2 protein-coding genes are annotated in these 2,512 nt (G+C 66.8%); one reads left to right on the top strand and one right to left on the bottom strand.

Annotated elements, in window-relative coordinates:
• Nucleotides 1-282 precede the first annotated feature (282 nt).
• Nucleotides 283-2,211: a hypothetical protein gene (locus tag VFQ05_02645; GenBank protein HET9325651.1), complete on the bottom strand. Its 1,929-nt coding sequence runs from the start codon at nt 2,209-2,211 to the stop codon at nt 283-285.
• 118 nt (nt 2,212-2,329) lie between these two features.
• Here VFQ05_02645 and VFQ05_02640 point away from each other — a divergent pair.
• The coding region (locus VFQ05_02640) for a hypothetical protein (protein ID HET9325650.1) at nt 2,330-2,512 on the top strand (183 nt) is incomplete at its 3' end.

The raw sequence follows: 2,512 nt of genomic DNA, 5'->3' as shown, positions 1-2,512 counted from the left end.
TTCCAGGCGCTTCCCGCCGAAGTCCTCGGCGGTGAGCCCGGCCGCCTGGATCTGCGTGCCCATGGCGCCGTCATAGACCAGCACTCGCTGGCGCAGCGTCTCGAGGAATGGGCTCTTCACGGCGGTGGGCTCCTTTCGGGCGTTCGGGGGGATGCGCTGCCCGAAGTGGCCAAACAGGTTATCGGACGTCGAGCACCGCCGGCAAATGCCGGCTCGCGATGTCGAGAGGAGATCGACCACCCCTGGGAAGTGACTGTCCCGTCCCAGGAGGGCGTCCGGCGGCTAGGCTTTGAAGAAGCGGATCGAGCGCCTCGCCACCGCTCCAGATCGGAGGTCGCGCACCACGATCTCGAAGTCATAAGCGCCCGGCTGCAGGGACGTCACGAACCCGCTCACGAACTGGCGACGATGCGGTCCCGCGTTCTCTTCCTCGCGCCAGGCCTCGAAGTCCGCGTCTTTGCGGCCGGAGCCGCGCTTCGTATCGGCGCGGCGCACGACGTAGGCATAGGCGAATCGAGAGCGCCCATTCTGGTCCACCGAGAGGTGGTCCACCTCGAAGTAGACCGACAACCCGCGCGGCCCTCTCACCCGCCGCTCGAAGTCGGGATCTAGGCGTATGGGCTCGCCGGGCAAGCGTTCGACCGAAGCTTCGCAGATTGGCACCAGCTCGCTGAGGGCGAGCTGTGCGGAAGGAGGCTCGACGTGGCTCTCCAGTCGCGCGATGCCGCGCCGGCCCTGCGGACCGTCGACCGCAAGATGCACGCGATAGGTCCCGGGCGGGACCACGGCGTCGAACTGGACGACTTTACGAGCCCCGGGATCGCAGGCCGAGACCGCGAGGAGGCCGCCGTTCCGTGCAACAACCCGTCCGTCTGCTCCGACAACGGCCCACGATCCACGCAGCGTGTCGGCTGGGCCGCCATCCGCCTCGACGTATCCGAGCAGACGAGCGCCCGTATCCGATGGGAACTGCGCGAGAATCGCTCGGACCGACATGGGCGTGCTGCCTGGAGGAAGGGATCGGTAGACTCCGACTCCTCCTTCGAGCGCCACCAGGTCGGCGCGCTCGGCCAAGATGTCCAGGCTGGGGCGCGGGTCGGCATCCTCGAACTCGCTGACCGAGAGTCCATAGGATTCTCTCAGCGACCGATCCCAGAGCTCCACGCGCAGGCCCAAGTCGGGATAGACCCAGGTCTGCTGGTGATAAGGAAATCCAATGCCCACCTCCTTGAACGGAAAGAACGTCAGGTAGGAGAAGACGTCCTCGCCCTCGCCAGGTGGCGGCGGCAGCTCGACCTTCTTGGGGATCCCGTAACGGGCGAACAGCTCGGCCCGCATGTCCCAGGTCGAGCCCCGCCGATCTCGCAAGAGCAACACCGCATGCGCCACGCGGGCCAGGAAGTCGAGCCGCGCTTCATGGTGAGGCGTGGTGAGGTCGGGATCTCGATCCCGCCAGAACGCGTCGGCCTCCGCCTCCGCGCGCGACAGCTGCGCCAGGGATGCGTCGAAGGCGATTCCCGTCAGATCCGTGAAGCGTCCCCTGATCTCCGCCGGAAGCCGGGGCACGGCGGCGCGGAATGCGCTGTCCGCCCGTACCAGGTCTCCGGCGAAATAGGATGCGGTGCCCAGAGCGAGCGCCGCTTCGGGGGCGGTGCGATCGCAAAGGATCGCGCTCTTCGCAGCCTGGACTCCGAGCCGGACGTTGCCCTTGGCCAAAGCGAGCGCCGTCAGCGCGAGTCGACATTCGAGATCTCTCGGCGCGAGCGCGGCCGCCCGCAGAAGAGATCGCAAGGATTGCGCATAGTCGGAGGAGCTGAGAGAAGCAAGCCACGACCACTTCCATAGCAGTCCGAGGTGGAGCTGAGCTTCCCCATCATCGGCCGACAATCGGCTGATCTGATTCAGGCAGGCGCGCGCGCGCCCGGGGTAACCCATGCCGGAATAGGTCCAAGCGACCGCGTGCAGAATGTCGGTACGGTGATCTGCCCTCCGCGCCGCGGCTTCGAGGTCCTTGAGGGCCAGTCGCCGATGTTCGGGCGAGGGGCGAGCCAAGTGGCCGAGGGCGCGACGATAAAGGGAGTCGGCATCGGGCCCGACCGTCGCGGCGTGCGCCGACTCGAACGGATGAAACGGCTCGTCGACCAGCAGCACGCCACTCCACCAGGCAGCTTGAAGCGCGAGGAGTAGACGGATCCCAGAGCGTGCTCGCATGGCCAGCCTCCAGCGGCAACGGTAACCCCTTGACGGAGAGAAAGCGCGCCCTTCCTTGCATGCTCCTTATCGCGGACGTAGCCTGCCGCCGATCGACGCCATGCAAGGAGGTTGCACGATGCCGAAGCTCCTGGCCGCCTGGATCACGGTCTTCCTTCTCGGCGCCACGGCGATGGCGAGCGCGGACAAGAGCACCTCCTGGAGCATGAAGGCCAGCGTCATCGAAGCCTGCTCCTGTCCCATGTTGTGTCCGTGCTACTTCTCGAAGAAGCCTGCCGCACACGCCGGGGCGGAGGGCCAG

The sequence above is a fragment of the Candidatus Eisenbacteria bacterium genome, assembly GCA_035712145.1.
Classification (GTDB): Bacteria; Eisenbacteria; RBG-16-71-46; order RBG-16-71-46; family RBG-16-71-46; genus DASTBI01.
This window is presented reverse-complemented; position numbering and strand designations above follow the sequence as displayed.

Bases quoted from the DNA above. Each gene is read 5' to 3' on its own strand.
- VFQ05_02645 (HET9325651.1), bottom strand. From the start codon at position 2,211: ATGCGAGCACGCTCTGGGATCCGTCTACTCCTCGCGCTTCAAGCTGCC.